The organism is Stenotrophomonas sp. Sm2128, assembly GCF_030985535.1.
Taxonomy (GTDB): Bacteria; Pseudomonadota; Gammaproteobacteria; order Xanthomonadales; family Xanthomonadaceae; genus Stenotrophomonas; species Stenotrophomonas maltophilia.
The window spans coordinates 19,112-35,101 of record NZ_JAPTFQ010000015.1 but is presented as its reverse complement, the minus strand read 5'-3'; the positions used below and the strand labels follow the sequence as shown (position 1 = coordinate 35,101).

General features: G+C 66.7%; 13 protein-coding genes. 7 read left to right on the top strand and 6 right to left on the bottom strand.

Features of this window, described 5'->3' with window-relative positions; all coding sequences use genetic code 11:
- The first annotated feature begins 4 nt into the window (after positions 1–4).
- From rnpA to O0K41_RS06590, 5 genes are all read left to right on the top strand, one after another.
- The gene (gene rnpA / locus O0K41_RS06610) at positions 5–499 is read left to right on the top strand and encodes a ribonuclease P protein component (RefSeq protein ID WP_005411728.1); all 495 of its coding nucleotides are present in this window, start codon (positions 5–7) and stop codon (positions 497–499) included.
- Positions 499–2,214 (top strand): membrane protein insertase YidC, encoded by a 1,716-nt coding sequence (gene yidC / locus O0K41_RS06605; protein ID WP_012481686.1) that lies wholly within the window; start codon positions 499–501, stop codon positions 2,212–2,214. The genes rnpA and yidC overlap by 1 nt, the downstream gene beginning before the upstream one ends.
- A gap of 163 nt (positions 2,215–2,377) precedes the next feature.
- Positions 2,378–5,050 carry a polysaccharide deacetylase family protein gene (locus tag O0K41_RS06600; RefSeq protein WP_164222871.1) on the top strand — a complete coding sequence of 891 codons (2,673 nt, stop codon included), beginning with the start codon at positions 2,378–2,380 and terminating at the stop codon, positions 5,048–5,050.
- A gap of 3 nt (positions 5,051–5,053) precedes the next feature.
- Positions 5,054–6,403: a tRNA uridine-5-carboxymethylaminomethyl(34) synthesis GTPase MnmE gene (mnmE, locus tag O0K41_RS06595; RefSeq protein ID WP_049450049.1), complete on the top strand. Its 1,350-nt coding sequence runs from the start codon at positions 5,054–5,056 to the stop codon at positions 6,401–6,403.
- A gap of 159 nt (positions 6,404–6,562) precedes the next feature.
- The gene (locus O0K41_RS06590; protein ID WP_005411724.1) at positions 6,563–7,678 is read left to right on the top strand and encodes a glycerophosphodiester phosphodiesterase; all 1,116 of its coding nucleotides are present in this window, start codon (positions 6,563–6,565) and stop codon (positions 7,676–7,678) included.
- Between the two features lie 112 nt (positions 7,679–7,790).
- Here O0K41_RS06590 and O0K41_RS06585 read toward each other — a convergent pair whose 3' ends face one another.
- Positions 7,791–8,561, bottom strand: coding sequence for a rhomboid family intramembrane serine protease (locus O0K41_RS06585; protein ID WP_012481682.1), 771 nt, complete (start codon positions 8,559–8,561; stop codon positions 7,791–7,793).
- A gap of 106 nt (positions 8,562–8,667) precedes the next feature.
- Positions 8,668–9,630: a TerC family protein gene (locus tag O0K41_RS06580; protein ID WP_014648950.1), complete on the bottom strand. Its 963-nt coding sequence runs from the start codon at positions 9,628–9,630 to the stop codon at positions 8,668–8,670.
- Positions 9,631–9,977: 347 nt separating this feature from the next.
- Between O0K41_RS06580 and O0K41_RS06575 the strand changes: the two genes are divergently transcribed.
- Together O0K41_RS06575 and O0K41_RS06570 are read left to right on the top strand one after the other, a co-directional pair.
- Entirely contained in the window at positions 9,978–11,147 is a 1,170-nt protein-coding gene (locus tag O0K41_RS06575) for a class I SAM-dependent rRNA methyltransferase (protein ID WP_005411721.1), read from the top strand.
- Between the two features lie 210 nt (positions 11,148–11,357).
- Complete coding sequence (locus O0K41_RS06570) at positions 11,358–12,599, top strand: dipeptidase (RefSeq protein WP_049395270.1); 1,242 nt, start codon at positions 11,358–11,360, stop codon at positions 12,597–12,599.
- Positions 12,600–12,645: 46 nt separating this feature from the next.
- On the opposite strand, the gene O0K41_RS06565 is transcribed toward O0K41_RS06570, so the two are convergent.
- From O0K41_RS06565 to leuE, 4 genes are all read right to left on the bottom strand, one after another.
- Positions 12,646–14,073 carry an amino acid permease gene (locus tag O0K41_RS06565; protein ID WP_049450045.1) on the bottom strand — a complete coding sequence of 476 codons (1,428 nt, stop codon included), beginning with the start codon at positions 14,071–14,073 and terminating at the stop codon, positions 12,646–12,648.
- A 166-nt stretch (positions 14,074–14,239) separates the two neighbouring features.
- The gene (locus O0K41_RS06560; protein WP_049450044.1) at positions 14,240–14,938 is read right to left on the bottom strand and encodes a suppressor of fused domain protein; all 699 of its coding nucleotides are present in this window, start codon (positions 14,936–14,938) and stop codon (positions 14,240–14,242) included.
- Entirely contained in the window at positions 14,935–15,357 is a 423-nt protein-coding gene (locus O0K41_RS06555) for a hypothetical protein (protein ID WP_005411717.1), read from the bottom strand. Before O0K41_RS06555 ends, O0K41_RS06560 begins: the two co-directional genes overlap by 4 nt.
- Positions 15,354–15,983: a leucine efflux protein LeuE gene (leuE, locus tag O0K41_RS06550; RefSeq protein WP_005411716.1), complete on the bottom strand. Its 630-nt coding sequence runs from the start codon at positions 15,981–15,983 to the stop codon at positions 15,354–15,356. The genes O0K41_RS06555 and leuE overlap by 4 nt, the downstream gene beginning before the upstream one ends.
- Between the last annotated feature and the right edge of the window lie 7 nt (positions 15,984–15,990).

Below are 15,990 nucleotides of genomic sequence, written 5' to 3'. Positions count from 1 at the left end.
TGCCATGCCGCACCCCGCGGCAGACGCAATCCCTTCGACAGTGAATACTGCAGACCCGCGCAAGCGATTCCCTCGCTCTGCGCGGGTTCGCACGCGTGCCGAATACTCAACGGTCTTCAACGGCGCCCGCCGTGTGTCCGATCCGCTGATGACCCTGCACTGGCTGCCGGCTGACCGGCCGGCCAGGCTGGGTCTGGCGGTTTCCCGCAAGGTTGATCCGAACGCCGTCGGGCGTAACCGGATCAAGCGCGTCCTGCGCGACATCCTGCGTCAGACACGTACCGACATCCAGCCAGGCGACTTTGTCGTCGTGGCTCGTAGTGCTGCGCGTTCCGCCAGCAACGACGAGATCCGCCAGGCCTTCCTGCGCCTGCTGCGTCGCCTGCGTGCATTGCCCACGCCGGGCGTGGACGGCACAATGCCGCCGCCTGATGGCATCGCAACTCCTTCTTTGACCGAGCCGGCATCGCGTCCCGGCCCCGCCGAGCCTGTCCGCTGATGAACCAGACCCGCGTATTCCTCATTTTTGCCTGGCTGATGGTGGCCGTGCTGCTGTGGATGGAGTGGAGCCGTGAAAAGGCTGCTCCGACCCCGGCACCAACCACCACGTCGGCCCCGGCCGCCGCACAGAGTGTTCCGGGCGCGAACCCCGGCGCCATCCCCAGCGCCCAGGTGCCGGGCGCCCCCGGCCAGGCCGCCGCACAGGCCCAGGCCAGCGCTACCCCGGCCAGCCAGCGCGTGACCGTCACCACCGACGTGCTGCGCCTGGTGCTCGACGGCGGCCGCGTGCTCGACGCCGAGCTGCTGCAGTTCCCGCAGACCAAGGACGAAGGCAGCCCGCCGGTCCGCCTGCTGACCGAAGACCCCGCGCACCCGTACAGCGCGATCAGTGGCTGGGCCAGCGAAGACAGGAACACCCCGGTCCCCGGCGCCGACGGCTTCAAGCTGGTGGGTGACACCAAGGACTTCGTGCTGGCCAAGGGCCAGAACGAGCTGCAGATCCCGTTCGTGTGGACCGCCGACAACGGCGTGACCATCAAGCGCACCCTGACCGTCTCGCGCAACGAGTACGCCGTGCGCTTCAAGGACGAAGTCAGCAACGCTGGCGCCGCGCCGTGGAACGGCTACGTCTACCGTACCCTGGACCGCACCCCGACCATCCTGTCGCGGAGCATGACCAACCCCGATTCCTTCAGCTTCAACGGTGCCACCTGGTACGACAACGACAAGAAGTACCAGCGTCGTGCGTTCAAGGACTACCTGGAAGACGGCACGCTGAACCAGAACATCACCGGCGGCTGGCTGGCGATGCTGCAGCACCACTTCTTCACCGCCTGGATCCCGCAGAAGGACCAGACCGCACACTACGTGCTGTCGCAGGTGGCTGGTCGTGACCTGATCGAAGCGCGTGGCCCGGCCTTCACCGTGGCCCCGGGCCAGTCCACCAGCACCGAAGCCCGCCTGTGGGTCGGCCCGAAGCTGGTCAACCTGATCGCCAAGGAAGACGTGCCGGGCCTGGACCGCGTGGTCGACTACAGCCGCTTCTCGATGATGGCGGTGATCGGCCAGGGCCTGTTCTGGGTGCTGAACCAGGTGCACAAGCTGGTCGGCAACTGGGGCTGGGCGATCGTCGGCCTGGTGGTGCTGCTGAAGCTGGTGCTGTACCCGCTGTCGGCAACCCAGTACAAGAGCGGCGCCAAGATGCGCCGCTTCCAGCCGCGCATCGCGCAGTTGAAGGAACGCTATGGCGACGACCGCCAGAAGTTCCAGACCGCGATGATGGAGCTGTACAAGAAGGAAAAGATCAATCCGATGGGGGGCTGCCTGCCGATCCTCATCCAGATGCCGATCTTCTTCGCCCTGTACTGGGTGCTGGTCGAATCGGTCGAACTGCGCCAGGCGCCCTGGTTCGGCTGGATCCAGGACCTGACCGCACGCGACCCGTACTTCATCCTGCCGGTCATCAACGTGGCAGTGATGTGGTTCACCCAGAAGCTGACCCCGGCACCGGGCATGGACCCGATGCAGCAGAAGATGATGCAGTTCATGCCGCTGGTGTTCGGCGTCATGATGGCCTTCATGCCGTCCGGCCTGGTCCTGTACTGGGTGGTCAATGGCGGCCTGGGCCTGCTGCAGCAGTGGTGGATGACCAAGCGCCATGGCGGCGAGCCGGTCCCGGCCACCACCGCGCCGGCTCCGGTCAAAAAGAAGTAATCCCGACCTGTAGAGTCGACTGTTAGTCGACTGGCAGTAGAGCAGTCGACTAACAGTCGACTCTACTACCGCCCCGGTCGATGAGAAGCCCGCCGCAAGGCGGGCTTTTCGCATGCGGCGTTAGAATCGCCGGCACACCGTTCCTCCCACCTTCGAGTCCACCATGCAGCGTGCGTCGTCGTTCCGCCTGTTCCTGCCGTCGCTGTTGTTGACCCTGGTCGTTGCCGGCTGTGGCGACAAGGACGCGAAGGCGCCGGCGACCACGGTCACCCAGCCCAGCGCGCAGGCCGCGGCCGCCGCCGATCCCGCCGCTGCACCGTTGCTGGCCGCGCTGCAGAAGCAGCTCGACGGCTACCGCCGCATCATCGTGCTGCTGGCCGACGAGGAACAGCAGTCGGCTGCCGACCGCGGTACCTCCACGCGCGTGGGCCAGCAGCTGTTCCACGATGGCCTGGAACAGCGCACGGCCATCGCCGCGCAGTTCGACACGCTGCTGCGCGGCTCCAGTCCGCAGCGCTTCGCCACCCTCGGCACCGTGCTGGACTACATCGAGTCGGCGCCGGAACTGTTCGACGCCGACCGCCTGGCCTTCCGCGAAGTGCTGCGTGACCTGCATGAACGGGTCGGCACCGATTCGTCGCTGCCGGCAGTGAAGCTGCACCAGCGCATCGGTGAAGACCTGGAGGCGCTTGATGAGATCGAGCGCAACTACAACCAGGAACTGACCCGCATCTTCAGCCGTTTCGAGCGCACCCGCGCCATCGAACTGAAGCGTGAGAACTGGGACGACTACATCGCCCACCTGCACAAGGACTACAGCCGCGAAGCGATCCTGCGCGACTATGGCGTGATCGAGCCGTACCCGATGTCGATGAAGGACAGCGACCGCGAGATCTTCGGCCGCGACCTGCCGGCCAAGACCGTTGTGCTCACCTTCGACGATGGCCCGCACAAGGCCTATACCGATGAAGTGGTGGCCATCCTCAAGCGCTACGACGTGCCGGGCGTGTTCTTCGAAGTGGGCCGCAACCTGGGCAAGGTCGAGGCCGACGGCAAGGTCAGCCTCGGCCCGATGGCGAAGATCAGCCGCAACCTGATGGAAGAGGGCTATGCGGTCGGCAATCACAGCCTGACCCACGCCCAGCTGTCGCGCACCACCGGTGACGCGCTGCGCCAGCAGGTGCTGGACACCGACACGCTGCTGAAGGATGTCGACAGCAAGCGCGCGCCGCTGTTCCGCTTCCCCTATGGCGCACGCAATGCCGAAGGCCTGCAGCTGCTCAACGAAGCCGGGCTGAAGTCGATCATGTGGAACATCGACTCGATGGACTGGGCCGACCCGGTGCCGGAATCGATCGTCCAGCGCGTGCTCGACCAGGTGAACAAGGAACAGCGCGGCATCATCCTGTTCCACGACATTCACGATCGTGCGGTGAAGGCGCTGCCGCAGATCCTCGACCGGCTGATCGCCGATGGCTACCAGTTCGCTGGCTGGAACGGCCGCGACTTCACGGTCGCCCGTGCGCGCAAGGGCGATACCGGTGCCGCCACCGTCACCACCGGCTACGAGAAGTCCTGGGCAATCGTGGTCGGCATCGACAACTACGCCAAGTGGCCGAAGCTGGAGTACGCCAGCCACGATGCGCAGGCGGTGGCCGATACCCTGACCGGGCAGTTCGGCTTCCCGTCCTCGCAGGTGATCGTGCTGAAGAACGAGCAGGCCACGCGCAACAACATCCTGGCTGCCTTCCACGACCGTCTGGCCGATGACCGCACTGGCAAGAACGATCGCGTGTTCGTGTTCTTCGCCGGCCATGGCGCGACCCGCCAGCTCGCCTCCGGGCGCGACCTCGGCTACATCATCCCGGTCGATTCGGACCCGAAGGAATTCGCTACCGACGCCATCGCGATGACCGACATCCAGAACATCGCCGAGAGCATGCAGGCCAAGCACGTGATGTTCGTGATGGATGCCTGCTACAGCGGCCTGGGCCTGACCCGTGGCGGTCCATCGTCGTCGTCGTTCCTGCGCGAGAACGCGCGGCGCAGCGCGCGGCAGATGCTGACCGCCGGCGGTGCCGACCAGCAGGTGGCCGACGCCGGTCCGAACGGCCACTCGGTGTTCACCTGGGTGCTGCTGCAGGCATTGGCCGGCAAGGGCGACCTCAACGGCGATGGGCTAATCACCGGTACCGAACTGGCCGCCTACGTTGCGCCGGCCGTCTCAGCCGTTTCACACCAGACCCCGGCCTTCGGCAGCCTGCCCGGTTCGCAGGGCGGCGAGTTCGTGTTCCAGGTGCCGGACAGCCAGGAGTTCCTCAATGCCGATACGCGCCAGTTGACCGCCGATGCGATCGCACTGAACAACAAGGTTGAAGCCGCCAGCGAAGCCAAGGGCAGCCAGGCGCCGGTGACGGTGGCCGACCTGCAGGGCGGCAAGGCCAAGCTGGTGGTGCCCACTGCGGGCCCGGCGTCGGATCGCCAGCGCGCGCAGCAGGCCAATGACCGCGGCCTGCAGCTGTACCGCGAGAAGCAGTACGACGAGGCGGTGGCGCAGTTCACCGAGGCACTGAAGCTGCGTCCGGACTTCGCCCAGGCCGCCAACAACCTCGGCTTCGTCTACTACCGCCAGCAGCGCTATGCCGAAGCTGCGCGCTGGCTGGAGAACACGCTGAAGATCGACCCCTCGCGTGCAGTGGCCTATCTCAACCTGGGTGATGCCTACTTCAACGCCGGCGACAAGGCCAAGGCCAAGCAGGCCTACACCACCTACCTGGCGTTGCAGCCGCAGGGCAGTGGCGCGGCCCAGGCGCGCGCACAGCTGGAGAAGCTCTGAGCCATGAACGACGCGATCCGCACCGACACCATCGTCGCCATCGCCAGCGCCCCTGGCGCCGGCGGTGTCGGCCTGCTGCGCCTGTCCGGCCCGCGTGCTGCGGCCATCGCCAATGCACTGGGTGCACCTGCACTGCGTCCGCGCCACGCGCACTACGCGCGCCTGCGTGATGCCGAAGGCGAGGTCATCGACGATGGCATCGTGCTGTGGTTCCCGGCACCGAACAGCTTCACCGGCGAGGAAGTGGTGGAACTGCAGGGCCACGGCAGCCCGGTGCTGCTGCAGCAGCTGGTCGCGCGCTGCATCGCGCTCGGCGCGCGCCAGGCGCGGCCGGGTGAGTTCAGTGAACGGGCATTCCTCAACGGCAAGCTCGACCTGGCCCAGGCCGAGGCCATCGCCGACCTGATCGCCGCGGGCGACAACCGCGCCGCGCGCGCGGCACGTCGCTCGCTGGATGGCGTGTTCTCGCGCCGCATCGACGCCGTGGTCGAGCAGCTGGTGCTGCTGCGCATCCACGTGGAAGCGGCCATCGATTTTGCCGACGAACCGCTGGATACGCTCGGTGGCGCGCAGGTGCGGCGTGGGCTGGAACAGGCGCGCAGCGATCTGGCCCTGCTGCGCCGCGATGCCGAACGCGGCCGTCGCCTGCGCGATGGCCTGCACGCGGTGCTGATCGGTCCGCCGAACGCCGGCAAGAGTTCACTGCTCAACGCGCTGGCCGGCAGCGAACGCGCCATCGTCACCGACATCGCCGGTACCACCCGCGACACCCTGCACGAAACCATTCGCCTGGACGGCCTGGAGCTGACCCTGGTCGACACCGCCGGCCTGCGCGACGGCGGTGACGCCATCGAACGCGAAGGCATGCGCCGCGCCCGCGTGGAAATCGAGCGCACCGACCTGGCGCTGATCGTGCTGGATGCGCGCGATCCGGCGGCCGGCGAAGCAGCGCTGGGCGAGGCCGTGGCGGCGGTGCCGCACAAGGTCTACATCCACAACAAGTCGGACCTGCTGGAGGCGTTGCCGTCGCTGGACGATCCGGACCGCGTGTTCGTTTCGGCCGCCACCGGCGCCGGGCTCGACGATCTGCACGCGCGTCTGCGTTCGATCGCTTCGGCCGGGGCAGGGGAGCAGGTGGATGGCGAGTTCTCCGCGCGCACGCGCCATGTGGATGCAATCGAACGTGCGCAGGAACATGCGCAGCGCGCCGATGGCGAGCTGGCGCACGAGCACCTGGAGCTGGCCGCCGAGGAACTGCGGCTGGCGCATGACGCGCTGGGTGAGATCACCGGGCAGATGAGTGCCGATGACCTGCTGGGAAGGATCTTCTCCAGTTTCTGCATCGGCAAGTAAGCCTTGGTAGTGCCGGCCGCTGGCCGGCAACCCAGCCGAACGAGCTCCCCGGGATCGCTACGGGGTCGGAGCCCCTGCGGGGATCCGACCCCAGGTCCCCCACCTGTCACATTGCCGCCGCATACTGACGCCCATCACATACCGCTTGGGGAAGTCGCAGTGAAGTCGTGGGGTTGTGCGTTGCTGTTGTCGCTGGCCGTGGCACCATCGGTGGCCATGAGTGCTGAATCCTCCACCCCGGCCGCGCACAAGGTGTCGGTCTATGGTCATCGCGGGGCGAGCGCGTTGCTGCCCGAGCACACCTTGGCCGCCTATGCGCAGGCGATCGCCGATGGCGCCGACTACATCGAGCCGGACCTGGTGATGACCAGGGACGGAGTGATGGTGGCCCGCCACGAGAACGAGATCAGCGGCACCACTGATGTGGCCTCGCATCCGGAATTCGCCAGCCGCCGCACCAGCAAGGTCATCGACGGCCAGAAGGTGGACGGCTGGTTCACTGAAGACTTCACCCTGGCCGAGCTGAAGACCCTGTACGCGCGCGAGCGCCTGCCGGAACTGCGCAGCACCGCCTATGACGGCCAGTTCCGCATCGCCAGCCTGGACGAGATCCTCGCATTCCTTGTCCAGCAGGCCGGGCGTGCCAACCGTGGCATCGGCCTGGTGCCGGAGATCAAGCACCCGACCTACTTCCAGTCGATCGGCCTGCCGATGGAAGACAAGCTCCTGACCGCGCTGCGTGGCAATGCCTATACCAACGTCGGCCCGGTCACTATCCAGTCGTTCGAGACCGCCAACCTGCGCTACCTGCGCGGCAAGATCCCGCGCGGCAGCAACATCCGCCTGCTGCAACTGCTGTGGAAGGGCGACACCCAGCCGGCCGACATCGCCAAGGCCGGTGGCAAGCTGACCTACGCGCAGATGATGACGCCGGCAGGACTGAAGGACATCGCCAGCTACGCCGACAGCATCGGCCCGGAACTGCGCTCGATCATTCCGCTGGATGCCAAGGGGGCGCTGAGCACTCCGACCACGCTGGTACAGGACGCACATGCAGTGGGCCTGATGGTGATTCCGTACACCTTCCGTCCGGAGAACCACTTCCAGGCCAGCAACCTGCGCAAGGGCGCCGACAATGCGCGCAATGCCGAGGGTTCGATTGCCGAGATGCGTGCCTATCTGGCCACCGGCATCGATGCCTTCTTCACCGATGACCCGGCACTGGGCCGACAGGCGGTGGATGGCATGGGCGCAGCGGGGAATGCGGCGAACTGACGGACTCTGGTAGGTGCCAACCTTGGTTGGCACACAACAACCGCGCCGACCAAGGTCGGCCACTACCGGTTCATGAGGTTGCCGGCCAGCGGCCGGCACTACCGGGGCATTTTCAGCCGCGCGGCTCGTCTGGCCGGCGGAACGGGATCACCACGTAGTCCTGACCTTCGCGCGGCTGCCACAGCACCGGCACGCGCTGCGGTGACGGCGGTTCCAGCTCGTCGTCGGCCAGCGGTTCGGCCTCGTCTTCTTCGTCTTCCCAGCTGTAGCGCGGGCGCGGCGGCAGCGGGTCGGCATTGCGGAACAGCAGCGCGGCGATGATGCCGGCGAAGGCGCCGCCCATGTGCGACTGCCAGGACACGCCGTCGGCGTGCGGCAGGATGGTCATCAGCATGCCGCCGTAGAACAGCATGCCGATCAGGCCGGTGGCAATCGCTGCACGGTCGCGGCGCAGCAGGCCCAGGCTGGCCAGCAGGAACATCAGGCCATGGGTGACGCCGCTGGCGCCCAAATGCACGCTGCCCGGATTGCCCAGCATCCACGCACCGATGCCCGAGCCCAGCCACAGCAGGGGCAGGGCGCGCACGGTGGCTTTCGGGTAGACGCTGCCGGCCAGCGTGCCCAGGATCAGGATCGCGATGCTGTTGGCGGCGATGTGCTCGACCGAGGCATGCAGCATCGGGCCGCCGATCAGGCCAAGCAGGCCCTTGGCTTCCAGCGGCGCGACCGCCCAGGGCCGCCAGTCGAAGGTGCCCTGCAGGGCGAACACGGCCACCAGCACCAGCACGGCGGCCAGGCTGACATTGAACGCCCGCAGGATGCGCGAGCGGTCGTTGCGGGGGGCCGGCAGGTCGCCAGCGGGCAGGGGCGCGTTGTTGTCCATACCTCAGCAATGGCGGTGACTGGCGCGAAACCAAGGCCACTGTTGCGGGAGAGTGGGTGCGGCCGGCGGGACAATCCCGCCGGCCGCGTCTTCCCACCGCTCAGGCTCAGGCGTGGCCCGAGCCTTCCTTCGGCGGGTACTTCAGGCTCAGCACCACGGTGGCGGCGATGATCACCGCGACCACGCCCAGCGACACCGGGGTCGGGATCTTGAACAGGTCGATGATCATCATCTTGATGCCGATGAAGGCCAACACCAGCGCCAGGCCGTACGGCAGCAGGTGGAAGCGGTCGGCCATGCCGGCCAGCAGGAAGAACATCGCACGCAGGCCCAGCACCGCGAACACGTTGGAGGTGAGCACGATGAACGGGTCGGTGGTGATCGCGAAGATCGCCGGGATGCTGTCCACGGCGAAGATCACGTCGGTGACCGCGATCAGGATCAGCACCGCGAACAGCGGGGTGAACCAGCGCACGCCGTCGCGCTTCACGCTCAGTGCGTTGCCGGCATAGTCCGGCAGCAGGCGCAGGTGCTTGCGCATCCAGCGCAGGGCGGGATTGGTCTCCAGGTCCGGCTCCTGGCCGGCGGCGAACCACATCTTCCAGCCGGTGAACAGCAGGAAGGCGCCGAACACGTAAAGCAGCCAATGGAACTGGCTGATCAGCACGCTGCCGGCGAAGATCATGATCGTACGCAGCACGATCGCACCCAGGATGCCGATGATCAGCACCTTCTGGCGCTGCTCCTCCGGCACCGCGAAGTAGCTCATGATCATCAGGAACACAAAGATGTTGTCGACCGCCAGCGCCTTCTCGACCAGGTAGCCGGTCAGGAATTCGAGGCCGACCTTGTTGGCCACCACCTGGCCGGCGGTCTCATTCAGGTAGTACCAGAGGCCCGCATTGAACAGCAGGGCCAGCGCGACCCAGCCGATGGACCACCACAGGGCCTCCTTGAAGGTGACCTTGTGCGGTCCACCATGGCGCATCAACACGAGGTCGACCAGCAGGGCGATGACCACCACCGCTGCGAAGCCGCCCCACAACCACACGTTACCGATCGTCTGCATTGGGAATGTCCGTTGGAAAGATGAATGCCAGGCCGGACGGCGAGGATCTGCAACGGAGGATCGGGAGGGGGATCCAGGGACAGAGCTTCGCCAGTACGGCGAAGGTCTCGCTCGCAGTTCCAGTCGGCTGGAACTGCCGTTGCACCGGAGCCTGCGGGCTCGAAATGACGGCGACAACGTCTGGGAGCTACTCCCCTTCTGGCGCCGATTCTGCCGTCTGGCCCCGCCGCCGTCAAATGGGGAGGCCAGGGGGCGGATCACCAAAGGGGCTCCGACCCCATCGTCGCCACACTGGGGTCAGAGCCCCTGCGGGGATCCGACCCCGGCACCCGGTTTACAATGGGTGGATGAATACCCCCCTTCCGATTGTCCGCCTCAAGAATGCGTGGCGTTCCAGCCACCCGTGGATCTTCCAGAAACTGGTCGAGAAACCGACCGTCCGGCCCAAGCCCGGTTCCATCGTCGACGTGGTCGGCATCGATGGCGAGTTCATTGGCCGCGGGTTCTACAACGGGCACTCGCGCATTGCCGTGCGCATCCTCGAAACCGATCAGAACGTGCCGGTCGATGCCGGCTGGTTCTCGCGCAAGATCGCCCAGGCGGTGTCGCTGCGCCGTGAGGTGCTGAAGCTCGACGCGGTCTCCGACGCCTGGCGCGTGGTGCACAGCGAAGGCGACGGCCTGTCCGGCCTGGTGGTGGATCGCTACGGCGACCTGGTGGTGGTCGAGTTCTTCGCCGCCGGCATGTTCCGCCACCGCGAATGGATCTACGACGCCCTGCGCGAGCAGTTCCCGGGCTGCCGTTTCCACAGCTTCGCCGACGAACACGTGCAGAAGCAGGAGAGCTTCGACTTCCACGGCAACACCACCACCGAGGCGTCGGTGATCACCGAGTACGGCATCAAGTTCCGCGCCGACCCGGCCGGCGCGCACAAGACCGGCTTCTTCGCCGACCAGCGCGAGAACCGCGAGTGGCTGAGCCAGCAGGTGGAAGGCAAGAGCGTGCTGGACCTGTGCTGCAATACCGGCGGTTTCGCCGTGTATGCCGCTGCGCGTGGCGCTTCGGAAGTGGTCGGCATCGACATCGATGAGGACGTCATCCAGATCGCCAAGGGCAATTCGCGCCTGAACAACGTGCGCCCGAAGTTCATCCAGTCCGACATCTTCCCGTGGCTGCGCGACGCCGCCAACCGCGGCGAGCAGTACGACGTGGTGATCCTGGATCCGGCGAAGATGACCCGCGACCGCGACCAGGTCATCACCGCGCTGAAGAAATACCTGGACATGAACAAGCTGGCGCTGGGCGTGGTCAAGCCGGGCGGCCTGTTCGCCACGTTCTCCTGCACCGGCCTGGTGGCCGAGGACCAGTTCCTCGACATGCTGCGCCGCGCGGCCTATTTCTCCGGCCGCACGATCCAGATCCTGAAGGTCGCTGGCGCCGGTCCGGACCATCCGTTCATGGCCCACGTGCAGGAATCGCGTTACCTGAAGGCCGTGTTCTGCCGCGTGGTCGACTGACCGCGGGACGATGTAGAGGCGAGCCGCGCCACCTGATCCTGGGGGCGCCATTGTTTCGAACGCATCGCAATGCGCGGGAAGCTGGCCGCTGGGCCGTGAATACGATTCATGCTCGACTCGCGGTGCCTGGCAGCCGAGCGTGAGCTCGACTCTACAAATCTGCTGGCTGCAGCGCTATGGTCGGGCTCTTCCCATTGCCGGTGAGAGCCCATGCCATCGTTGCGCCACCTGTCCGTCGTGCTTGCCCTGGCGCTGTGTGCGCCGCTGTCGGCTCATGCCATCGAGTTCAGCGCACAGGAACTGGCCCGAGCCAAGGCGCTGCAGCAGCGCCTGGTCACGCTCGACAGCCACTTGGATACGCCGGCCAATTTCGGCCGGACCGGCTTCGACATCGAGCAGCGCCACGACCGCAACGCACTCTCGCAGGTGGACTACCCGCGCATGGTCGAGGGCGCGCTGGACGGTGGCTTCTGGGCGATTTACACCGATCAGGGCGACCGCAGCCCAGCCGCGCACCTCGCCGAGCGTGACCATGGCCTGCAGCGGCTGCTGGAGATCCGCGAAATGCTGGCCGCCAATCCCGAGCGTTTCGCGCTGGCATTGACCGCCGATGACGCGGCACGGATCAAGGCCGCCGGCAAGCGCGTGGTCTACATCAGCATGGAAAACGCCAGCCCGCTGGTGGAAGACCCCAGCCTGCTCTCGTTCTACCACCGTGCCGGCCTGCGCCTGCTCAGTACCGTGCACTTCGCCAACAACGAGTTCGCCGATTCGGCCACCGACCCCAAGGGAGCGGAATGGAAAGGCCTGAGCCCGGCCGGCAAGGGCCTGGTGCAGCAGGCGGTGAAGCTGGGCATCGTGATCGACCAGTCGCATGCGTCCGACGCGGTGTTCGATGACCTGCTGGCAATGATGCCGGTGCCCTTCGTGCTGTCGCACAGCTCAGCCAAGGCGGTCTACGACCACCCGCGCAATCTTGATGACGCGCGCCTGCGCAAGCTGGCCAAGGCCGGCGGCGTGATCCAGGTGAACGCCTATGGTGGCTACCTGATCGACACCGCAAAGACGCCCGAGCGCAAGCAGGCCGAGGAAGCGCTGAGCAAGCAGCTGGGTGGCTGGGAAGGCATGGGCATTGAGCAGGGTGTTGCCCTGCTGAAGGCCGAACAGGCGCTGGACCACGAGCACCCGGTGCGCCATGCCAGCCTCGACGACTTCTTCGCCCACTTCGAGCACATCCTCAAGGTGGTCGGCCCCGAGCACGTGGGCATCGGCCTGGACTGGGATGGCGGCGGTGGCCTGAGCGACCTGCCCGATGTCAGCCAGCTGCCGAAGATCACCGCGTGGCTGCTGCGCAAGGGTTACACCGAGCAGCAGATTGCCGGCATCTGGGGCGGCAACCTGCTGCGGGTGATGCGCCAGGCGCAGGACTACGCGGCAAAGCAGGGCGGTTGAAACGCCCTGCGGTCGTGGCGGCCGGCCGGCACGACCGGTGATCCGTTTACTTCGCGATCAGTGCGTGGCGGCGGCTGTACAGGAAGTACAGCACGAGGCCGACCACGTTCCACAGCAGGAAGTACAGCTGCGTGGTGTGCGGCAGGCTGATGAACAGGTAGATGCAGCCCAGCGCGGCCAGCGGGCCGACCACGAAGGCCAGCGGCGTGCGGAACGTGCGCTCGCGGTTCGGCTCGCGCAGGCGCAGCACCACCAGGCAGATGCCGACGGCGGTGAACGCGGCCAGGGTACCGGCGTTGGCCAGCGCGGCAATCTCGTCCAGGCGCGCCACACCGGCCAGCGCCGACACCACCACTGCGGTGAACAGCGTGGTCGCCACCGGCGTGCCGGTGCGCGCGTTGACCTTGGACAGGCCACGCGGCAGCAGGCCATCACGGCTCATCACGAAGAAGATGCGGCTCTGGCCGTACAGGAAGGCCAGCAGCACGGTCGGCAGGGCGATGATCGCGATCACGCCGATCACCATCGCCGCGGTCGGATGGCCCAGCTGGCGCATGATCAGCGCCAGCGGCTCGGCGCTGTGGCCAAACACGGCGTAGCTCATCGCACCCACGGCGGCCAGCGCTACCAGCACGTAGACGATGGTGCAGCCGATCATCGAACCGATGATGCCGATCGACAGGTCGCGGCCCGGGTTCTTGGTTTCCTCGGCGGCGGTGGAGATCGCATCGAAGCCGTAGAAGGCGAAGAAGATGATCGCCGCCGCTGCCATCACGCCGTGCTCGACGCCATCGGGGCCCATCGACTTGGCGAAGCCATACGGCATGAACGGCTGCAGGTTGGCGCTGTCGAAGGCGGGCAGGGCCACGGCCACGAAGATGGCCAGCGCGATCAGCTTGAACACCACCAGGATGGCGTTGAGGGTGGCGCTTTCCTTGGTGCCGGCCATCAGCATGCCGGCCACCAGCCAGGTGATGATGATCGCCGGCAGGTTGATCATGCCGCCTTCCACGTGCGGGCCGGCCGCCAGCCAGGCCGGCAGGTGCACGTTCCAGCCGAACTGGGTGTGGACCCATTCGAGGAAGCCGACGAAGTAGCCGGACCAGCCCACCGCCACCGTACTCACCACCAGCGAGTACTCCAGGATCAGGCTCCAGCCCACCACCCAGGCGAACACCTCGCCCAGCGCACTGTAGCTGTAGGTGTAGGCACTGCCGGCGGCCGGCATCATCGTCGACAGCTCGGCGTAGGACAGCGCCGCGCAGGCACAGACCGCACCGGCGATGGCGAAGGAGATCAGCACGGCCGGGCCGGCCAGGTTGGCACCGACGCCGATCAGCGTGTAGATGCCGGTACCGACGATGGCGCCAATACCCAGCGCGATCAGGTGCGGCCAGCTGAGCGTCGGGATCAGACGCCTGCCGGCTTCGTGGACGGTGACGGAATCTAGGGACTTGCGCCGGAACAGGGACATGCAGGCCTCGGAAGGGGTGACTAAGAACGACAAGTTCCCGAGTGTGACCGAACGCAGCGCAGCATTACCACTGACGGGGGTCATGCATGGCGGGGCGCGCGCTGCACCCCGGCCACGCTGCCGGAATCGGCACAAATGCTGGCAGGGTTCGAAATGATTCGATCCCTCAAGGCGAGCCCGGAGGCGATTGAAGTACGAGAGCAGGGGCCAGATCGATGCTGACCCGCTGCGGATCGACCACCGGCGCCGCACCTTGGGTTCTCAACTGGGCCACCAGCACTTCGAAGCCATGCGCGCGGCCGAACGCGTGCTCGTCCAGGGTCAACGGCAGCAGCTGCAGGAAGTCGAATCGTCCCGATGGCAGTTGCTGGGGTCCCGGAAAGTGCAATGACGGAACGAAGACGGCCGCCTGCAGCATGCTCCCTGCGTGATCCACCGGCCCCCCCAGCTTCAGCCGGTCCCATGGCGCCAACGGATTGCCGGGCATGCGTGAGTGGCACAGCAGCAGGTGGTACGCGGTGAACCAGCGCAAGGTGGTCAGCGCCCACGTCGCTTCATCCTGCGTCTCAAGCATCAGTTCGATGCCCCACCCCGAATCTCCATCTTCGTGCCGCCCTTCCCAGGGGTTGGACAGGCCGGTGCTGACATAGATCCAGTGCCGTCGATCACCGTGCGGAGGGCACGCATTGACGCCGACATGCAGCCAGCGCGGGTCGATCTGCTCCTGCTTGAAGACGTTGCGCAGCAGATCCATGTCGAGGGGGTAGATCCCCGGTCCGGTATCGCCGAACAACCGCCGGTACAGCGTCTCCTCCCGATACTCCCAGCTGCGCTCCAGCAGGGTGTCGTCGTCGATGGTGCTCACTCAGCTACCCTGCCGGGCCAGCGGCAGCCGTCTTCCTGCCAGGCTTCGGGGTCGTCGTGGAAGGTGGTGCTGCGGCCATCGCGGGCGCGTTCGTAACGCAGATCCAGCACCAGGGCACCCTGCGTGCTCAGCAGGTAGCGGCCGTTGAGGCGTCCGTCGATGCGTTCTTCCCAGACGCTGTCGAACTGGTACGGGCGATCTTCGGCCAGCACCGTGGTCTCCATCGAGATCCGGTGCAGGGGCAGGCGCTCGCGCTGCCCGGCGTAGCGCACATCGGCCCGGCCGTCTTTCAGCCAGCGCCATTCCAGGTGGATGCTGTCATTGCGACCGCCGCTCAGGCAGCGATGGTCCTGCACGGTGGTGCCAGAGGCGGTGCCGGCGAGCAGTAGTGCGACCGCGGTTGCCAGCCAGGCCTTCATCCGTTCAACCCCAACCGGATGCCGAACCCGACAAGGAACAGGCCGGCCACCCGGCGCAGCGCATCGCTGATGCGCGGATGCTGGATCAACCGGCGGCGGGCCAGGTTGCCCACGCCGATCAGCATCGAGCAGTAGGCGATGCTGACCACCAGGATGATGCCGGCCAGGGCCGCGAAGGTGGCGATGCCCTGGTGCGCCTTCGGATCGATGAACAGCGGCAGGAAGGCCATGTAGAACAGAATCGCCTTCGGGTTGAGCAGGCTGACCAGGATCGCCTGCTGGAAGTAGCGGCCCGGCTGCATGCGGATCGGACCAGCATCACCGCCCTCGTGCTTCGGCGTGCGCAGCAGGCTGATGCCCACCCATACCAGGTAGGCCGCACCCAGGTACTGCACAGCGTGGAAGACCAAGGGGTTGGCCTTCAGCAGTGCGGCGACACCGGCCAGCGCCAGCCACATCAGGATCTGGTCACCGACCAGCAGGCCGGCCAGCGCGGTGTAGCCGCCGCGCACGCCGCCCCGACCGGTGGCGGTCAGCAGGGTGAAGGTGCCGGGGCCGGGCAGGGCGAGAAACACCAGCACAGCGACCAGAAACGTCCACAGGTCCTGGATGCCCATCCACGGCATGGCGGTG

Excerpts from the sequence above, each read along its gene's own strand:
- rnpA (WP_005411728.1), top strand. The coding sequence starts at position 5 with ATGCCGCACCCCGCGGCAGACGCAATCCCTTCGACAGTGAATACTGCA.
- yidC (WP_012481686.1), top strand. The coding sequence starts at position 499 with ATGAACCAGACCCGCGTATTCCTCATTTTTGCCTGGCTGATGGTGGCC.
- O0K41_RS06600 (WP_164222871.1), top strand. The coding sequence starts at position 2,378 with ATGCAGCGTGCGTCGTCGTTCCGCCTGTTCCTGCCGTCGCTGTTGTTG.
- mnmE (WP_049450049.1), top strand. The coding sequence starts at position 5,054 with ATGAACGACGCGATCCGCACCGACACCATCGTCGCCATCGCCAGCGCC.
- O0K41_RS06585 (WP_012481682.1), bottom strand. The coding sequence starts at position 8,561 with ATGGACAACAACGCGCCCCTGCCCGCTGGCGACCTGCCGGCCCCCCGC.
- O0K41_RS06580 (WP_014648950.1), bottom strand. The coding sequence starts at position 9,630 with ATGCAGACGATCGGTAACGTGTGGTTGTGGGGCGGCTTCGCAGCGGTG.
- O0K41_RS06575 (WP_005411721.1), top strand. The coding sequence starts at position 9,978 with ATGAATACCCCCCTTCCGATTGTCCGCCTCAAGAATGCGTGGCGTTCC.
- O0K41_RS06570 (WP_049395270.1), top strand. The coding sequence starts at position 11,358 with ATGCCATCGTTGCGCCACCTGTCCGTCGTGCTTGCCCTGGCGCTGTGT.
- O0K41_RS06565 (WP_049450045.1), bottom strand. The coding sequence starts at position 14,073 with ATGTCCCTGTTCCGGCGCAAGTCCCTAGATTCCGTCACCGTCCACGAA.
- O0K41_RS06555 (WP_005411717.1), bottom strand. The coding sequence starts at position 15,357 with ATGAAGGCCTGGCTGGCAACCGCGGTCGCACTACTGCTCGCCGGCACC.
- leuE (WP_005411716.1), bottom strand. The coding sequence starts at position 15,983 with ATGCCGTGGATGGGCATCCAGGACCTGTGGACGTTTCTGGTCGCTGTG.